6 protein-coding genes are annotated in these 6,398 nt (G+C 62.0%); 1 reads left to right on the plus strand and 5 read right to left on the minus strand.

The window, feature by feature from the left end:
• Positions 1 to 505 precede the first annotated feature (505 nt).
• Positions 506 to 1,129 carry a hypothetical protein gene (locus tag VKP62_13605; protein MEB3198231.1) on the plus strand — a complete coding sequence of 208 codons (624 nt, stop codon included), beginning with the start codon at positions 506 to 508 and terminating at the stop codon, positions 1,127 to 1,129.
• 5 nt (positions 1,130 to 1,134) lie between these two features.
• Here the strand turns inward: VKP62_13605 and VKP62_13610 are convergent, their stop codons facing one another.
• The 5 genes from VKP62_13610 to VKP62_13630 form a co-directional block, all read right to left on the minus strand.
• Positions 1,135 to 1,809 (minus strand): response regulator transcription factor, encoded by a 675-nt coding sequence (locus tag VKP62_13610; GenBank protein MEB3198232.1) that lies wholly within the window; start codon positions 1,807 to 1,809, stop codon positions 1,135 to 1,137.
• A complete protein-coding gene (locus VKP62_13615) occupies positions 1,806 to 2,849 on the minus strand; it encodes an inorganic phosphate transporter (GenBank protein MEB3198233.1) in 1,044 nt (347 codons plus the stop codon). Before VKP62_13615 ends, VKP62_13610 begins: the two co-directional genes overlap by 4 nt.
• An 11-nt stretch (positions 2,850 to 2,860) precedes the next feature.
• Positions 2,861 to 3,496, minus strand: coding sequence for a DUF47 family protein (locus VKP62_13620; protein ID MEB3198234.1), 636 nt, complete (start codon positions 3,494 to 3,496; stop codon positions 2,861 to 2,863).
• A 291-nt stretch (positions 3,497 to 3,787) separates the two neighbouring features.
• Positions 3,788 to 5,062: a family 1 glycosylhydrolase gene (locus VKP62_13625; GenBank protein ID MEB3198235.1), complete on the minus strand. Its 1,275-nt coding sequence runs from the start codon at positions 5,060 to 5,062 to the stop codon at positions 3,788 to 3,790.
• 646 nt (positions 5,063 to 5,708) lie between these two features.
• Positions 5,709 to 6,080, minus strand: coding sequence for a hypothetical protein (locus VKP62_13630; GenBank protein MEB3198236.1), 372 nt, complete (start codon positions 6,078 to 6,080; stop codon positions 5,709 to 5,711).
• Between the last annotated feature and the right edge of the window lie 318 nt (positions 6,081 to 6,398).

The following is a 6,398-nucleotide window of genomic DNA, read 5'->3' on the forward strand; positions in this document are numbered from 1 at the left end:
TGGCCAGCCTGGGACTCGTGCCGCTGGCCCTGAGCAGCGGCATCGGCGCGGAAATCCAGCGCCCGCTGGCCTGGGTGGTGATCGGCGGGCTGTTCAGCTCCACCGCGCTGACGCTCTACTTGCTGCCAATCGTCTATCGCTGGACCTGCCGGCGTCCGTTGGCTTGAACGCGGCCATTGAGGCAGTCATCCCGCCGCGCCGCAGGACAGATGTCCTTGTTTTCAGGGCCTGAAACCCCATCAAAAGTTAAGGTTTGAGAAAGGACCCTTGCACCCCTATGGCGTCCTCAAGCCACCATGAAAGAACCGATCAGGCGCCTGGCGCGCATTGGAGGAATCCCGTGAACGAAGAGATGGCTCGATGGAACTCGCTCTGTCATCTGCTCACCTACGAGCGAACCTGGGGGCACCAACCCAGCACCTTGTTCGCCGGGAGGCCCGATGATACGGAGGGGGGCCACGGACGGACGGGGCGGGGCCAATTGAAACCCCAGGAAACCTGACCCGTGGCAGACGACGAGGCCCTGTCGCCGGCGCTGCGGGCGACATGTCGTGCACTGGTGGTGAAATACCAAGCCCATGCCGCCCACGCGGAGTGTGTGTCACGGCTATGTGAACGCTTGCTCAGCACCACCCGGTACTTCAGCGGAATCCAGCGTGAGGACTGGTCCCCCGTACTGGCTGCCGCTTATCTTCTCAACATCGGGGCCCTGATCGACCCGGAGTATCACCACCGTCACGGCCGCTACCTCGTGATGCACGATGCCCTCACGGACGCCTGGCCCGCGTCACTCCGTAGGGATGTCGGGTTGCTGGTGCTCAATCATCGCAAGCGCAATCCCCGCGGTCTCGAAGCCCTGCGTCGGCCTGACCTGAAAAGGATCCTGCGGTTGGCTGCCATCGTGAGGTTGGCAGACGTGCTCGACCGCGCGCATCACCAGACCGCCGTGCTGGAAGCGGTGAGCCCAGGTTCTCGCCACGAGCCCCTCACCATTCATCTATCTGGCGTGGAACTCGCGGGTCTCGAACCGCACCTGACCCGCAAGGCGGCCTGGGGAGCTCGAGTATGGCGACGGGACCTCGAACTCGTCTGCGGGGCCGACCGCATCCGGATTCCTCAGGGAGGGTGAGGGGACTAGGGCTTCACGGTTGGAAGGCGCTTTGCGCTCACCCCCAGCGACAGACAACGAAGAACGGCTTCTGTGCGACCATTGACCCCTAACCGCTGATACAAGCTGGAGAGGGTGTTGCGCACAGATTTTTCCTTCAACCCGAGCTGCCGCGCGATCTCCTGAGGTGGTACGCCGGCCACCAGCCATTCAGCCACCGCGAGTTCGCGCGGACTCAGGCCCGGATTGCCTTGGGCCTTCTGCGGGCGCCCGAGTTCCAGTGCGGCTTTACGCTGCAAAGCCTGGTGGATCGACAAGATCAGCTCTTGTGGCTGCACCAGGGGTTTCAAAAAGAAATCAAAAGCCCTGCCGCGACGCAAGGCCTGCAAAACTTCGTGCCGGGTGGCCTGAGCGGCCACGAAAATTACCTGAACCGTCGGCGCCTGCTCGCGCAACAGTTCCAACAAGATCAGCCCATCAAGGACGGGAAGTCGCATTTCAGCCACAATCAAGTCCAGGCTCCCATCGCGCGCCAGTGTCAGGGCCTCGCGCGGATCGTGCAGGACGAGCGGCGCCAGGTTACCTGCTCGCAGAGCCGCCAACGTCAGATCGCAGGCCACCGGATCCGGATCGAGCAGCGCCAAGCCCGACACCACCAGTTCTCCGGCGGATGGGGCACGAGAAAGGTCCACTAGCGTCATGGTCGCGCCCTCACACCACTTGCGTGCTGAAGAGCCGCAGGACTGCTTTGCAGAGTCTTCACGATCCCGTACATCCCAGCCGAGAGCGTGAAGGTGATTGGAATGGTGAAGATCCAGGCCAACACCATGGTGCCTGCCACGCCCCAGCGAACGGCTGACAGGCGCCGGGTGCTTCCGACGCCCAAGATCGAACTCGCGGCCACGTGCGTGGTCGACACGGGAAGCCCCAGGCTCGAAGCCCCTAGAATCACGCTGGCCGAGGTGAAGTCGGCCGCAAAGCCGTTGATGGGTTGCAGTTTGACGATCTTGGTCCCCATCGTCTTGATGATCTTCCATCCACCTACCGCAGTGCCCCCCGCCATGGCGATGGCGCAGCTGAGCTTGACCCAGAGCGGCACCTCAGCCCCGCCCCCCAGTGCCCCTGCCCCGATCAGGGCCAGCAGAATCACGCCCATGCTCTTCTGGGCATCGTTCATTCCATGGGTAAACGAAATGAAAGCCGCCGCCAGCACCTGCATGGGGCGGAAGGTCTGACGGACCGTACCGGGTGCCCAGCAGCGACAGATCAGGTACAGTGACAACATCAAGCCTGCTCCGAGCACGAACCCCAGCAAGGGCGAGCCGAGCAGTGACTGAACGATCTTCAGAAGCCCGTCAAGCTTCAAGGCCGCGGCCCCACCGGCAGCGAAACCCGCACCAGCCACGCCCCCGATCAGTGCGTGACTTGAACTGGACGGCAATCCCCACCACCAGGTGAGGAGATTCCAGCCAATGGCTGAGAGCAGAGCCGCGATGACCAGTTCCGGCGTGACGAAGGCGGGCACCAAGATGCCCTTCCCGATCGTGGCCGCAACCTTGGTGCTGACAAGAGCCCCGAACAGATTCATGGAAGCCGCCAGGGCGATGGCAACCGCGGGCGTCAAGACGCGAGTGGAGACCGAACAGGCGATCGCATTGGCGGTGTCGTGGAAACCGTTGATGAAATCAAAGAAAAGGGCCAGCGCCACAATGGTGGCAAGGAGAATCAGAGCCATGCTCATGGGGTCTGGCCTCAGGCGTTCTTGACAACAATCGCGTGCAGGATGTCCGCGACGTCCTCTGCTGCATCCAAGGCGCGTTTGAGCTGGTCGTAGATCTCTTTGAGCTTGATCGCCTCTAGCACCAGCTGGGGGCCTTCCATTGGAATGGCATAGAGGGCCGCGAGCGCCTGGTGATGCAGATCATCACCCTCCAGTCCGAGGCCGTGCAACACGCGGGCCTGCTCCAGGGCCAGGGCGTGCGTCTGAGGCGAACGCAACGCCACCAAGCCAGCCTGCAACGGCCCCTGTGTTCCCATCAGAAGCGCCAGCATCGCAGGGACGTGGCCGGCATAAGCCTCAATGCGGTATAGCGTCACACGATCGGCAGAGATCAGAACGGCATCCAGAATGTCGTCCAGGCGAAAAGCAAGATCATGCAGGTCCTCGCGATCGAGCGGTGTCAAGAAGGTGCCGTTAAGCTTGTCGATCAACGCATAAGTGGGCCCCTCGCGACGGTGCTCCGCCCTACGGCGTTCGCGCAGGGCCTCACCGGCAGCGGCATCACCCGCGACGAAGCGCTGCAATTCGCAAGTGGCATCGTAAATACGCGCCGCGGAGGCCTCGAGCAGTTCGAAAAAACTCAGGTCTTTGGGCAGAAATTTCAGCATCGGGGATGGTCTCCAAGAAAAAAACCGAGCCCAGCAGGGCTCGGTAGATGGTCACAGCAGGTGGAGGATTAGCCGAACGGTCAGATGGAGTTTGGCAGCGCGCTTTCGGTGCATTCGCCACCCACCCACGCGGGTGGGGTGATGCGCGTCGAAGGTGGCCGCAGGCCCGTTCGTCTGCATGGCCAAGAGCCTACCCTGAAGCCTGCCGACTTGTAAAGCGAAGCGAATGATCCGAAAGATTGCCTCTCAGGGGCGTACGATGCCGCGGGAAAGCGCCCGGCACGCTGAGGTTCAAGGCGCTTGCGACCTGGTGAGCCCAGCCATGCGAATCAACTCGGCATAGGCATCAGCCCCCTCCGTTCGCACCCGAGTGAAGCGCTGTTGACGGCAATCGACGCTAAACAGACCAAAACGAGGGGAAAAAGAACCCCACTCGTAATTGTCGGTGATGGACCAGTGGACATACCCGATGACAGGGACCCCTTGCGCCTGGGCGCGCTGCACCTGAGCGATATGCGCTCGAAGGTAAGCCGCTCGCGTCCAACCATCGGATCGAGGAGCCAGGTCTCCTGTTGCCATGCCATTCTCGGCAATCAGTACGGGTAGTTTATAGCGGACGTAAAAACGCTTGATGGCTTTGTAGAGGCCTTCCGGATGAACCTCCCACTGGTCGGGACGAGGAAACCGAACCGGAAGCGAGAGGTAAATCTTGGCATAGTAGTCCAGAGCAGCATAATCCACCTTGCGACCGCCACGGCCAAAGGCATCGTGAATCGTCTCCTCCTCTAGTAGGCGCCGTTCAGTTTGCTCGCTCGCTGACTCAACCCTGCCAAGCGGCGGCTGCCCCAAACTCCACTCTGCCGTGTACATATTGAAGGACACCATGGCGTCGGGATCGTGGGCGTGGATGGCGTCGTAGGCGTCTTGATGGGCCTCCACGAGCCGATTGACGACGCGCACGGCGCCCAAGGAATTGCGCTTACCCGGTGGAAATGCCGGAGTGAGCCAACCGAGCAGAAAGATATTAGGTTCATTGAAGGTCAACCACCAGCGAACCTCTTGGCCGAACTCCTTAGCGATAAAGGCCACGTGCCTGGCAAAGGCCTTAGGGGCTGCCTGACCTTCCCAGCCGCCCTGCGCATCGAGCCAGGCGGGATAACTGAAGTGCATGAGCGTGATAATGGGTTCAAGCCCCTCAGCCCGCATCGAACGTAGCAAGCTGTGATAGTGGGCGATCGCTGCCGGATCACGCTGCCCTTCTCGGGGTTCGATGCGCGACCACTCAATGCTGGTGCGGAAGGCATTGCAACCGAGGCCTCTCGCCAAGCGCAAATCCTCGTCATATCGAACGAGGCCATCCGCGCCACGCAAATTCCGCTCCGCAGTTTTTCCAGCGGCGTCGAAAGCCGCCCACTGAGAGGTATTGTCTTGCCCCTCCCATTGGTAACCGGCGGTAGAGACGCCCCAAAGAAACGGGCCGGTCCCAAGCGACAGCGCCTGCGAGTGAGAAGACTTCTCGGTCTGGCCACCGAGCGGACGTCCGCAAGCACCGGAAGCGAAAAGCACGAGAAGCCCTATGCAAAGAGCCCGAGCCTTGGCAAGCCTGAGTCCATCACCGCATATGAATTGCATCGAAATAACCTGACTAGATTGGGGAGCCTTCACTCGTGGCGAACGGGAACTAAAATACCATTAATTATTAATCATCGCTTAACCATTAACAAGGGGTGGACTCAGATGACAGCCGGAGAATTAGCTCCCTCCCAGAAATGTGCTTCCCTGAGTAATCGTTTAAGCCAGGCTTGCAGCGTGATATCACTAGGGGGTGGTCGCCCCGTCGCCTGACAGCGACAGGGGGCTGGCCCAGGTCAACACGCCGAACCGGGAATACGCTGGCCCCCTCTCGAGGGACGGGCTGTCGCTGTTCTTCACACGCGCGGTGGCCCCCAGCAGCAGCCGAGGGGTGCGTGTGCTGACGAGGCGACGCGCCACCATTGACGGCACCTGCGAAACGCCTGTGGTGATCGCAGCATCCAGGGCAACACGACGAAGGCTCCCAATCTATCTGATGACGGAAACCGCTTGAATTTCCAAGAAAAAGTCGAAGGGCCTTTTCGCATCCGCCGCGTGAAGCGCCGAGCGCCGGACCACCCGGTGAAGTAAACAAGACGCCGCGGAAGGGACGCGCTGGCAAGCGAGCAAAGCCAGAAACCTACGGACATCCGGTGCGTCCGCGGCGCCAGTCATCCCAGGCCGAAACCAGCGAAGGGCCTCCGAAGAGCAACCCGTACACGGCAAAGGTCGGTCCCCATACCCACACCACGCGCAGGCCGACCCAGGCTTGTTCATCGAGGCACACCCCGAGCCAGTAGGCCCCCAGGCCAGCCAGCGTCGCCACCAGCACGGCGCCCCAGTAGGCCCGCCGAACCAGCAACGGCCGCAGGCCCGCGATGCCAGGGCCCCAGCGGACCTTGGCCCAGAGACCTCCCCCCAACAGCAGAAGCGCCACCACCAGACCGACCCACCAGCCAACCCGGAGCGCCCCTTCGTCGCCGACAATCAGCAACACGAACAGATAAGGCATAGCGGGTAACAACCAGCGATCCGCCCAATCCCCCGACCAGCGCCCAGCCAGACGAGCGGGGGGACCAGGGTTCTGAAGCGCCTGGCGCCTTGCAGCCCGTCGTCGCGCGCGGCCGCGCTTACGCTTGCCCATCACCAGCCTCCGAGGTTCTGGTCTCCCGTCTCGCCACCACAGCTTGCCGGCCAGATTTACCCCCAAAAGACCAACCCCCCGCTCAACCCTTGCGGGGAACGGGGGGCCAGGTTCACACCTTGCGGTGGAATCTTAAAGGTCCTGGCGGCGGGCTACCTTCCCACCGGGTCTCCCCGGCAGTATTCT

Source organism: Candidatus Sericytochromatia bacterium (assembly GCA_035285325.1).
Classification (GTDB): Bacteria; Cyanobacteriota; Sericytochromatia; order S15B-MN24; family JAQBPE01; genus JAYKJB01.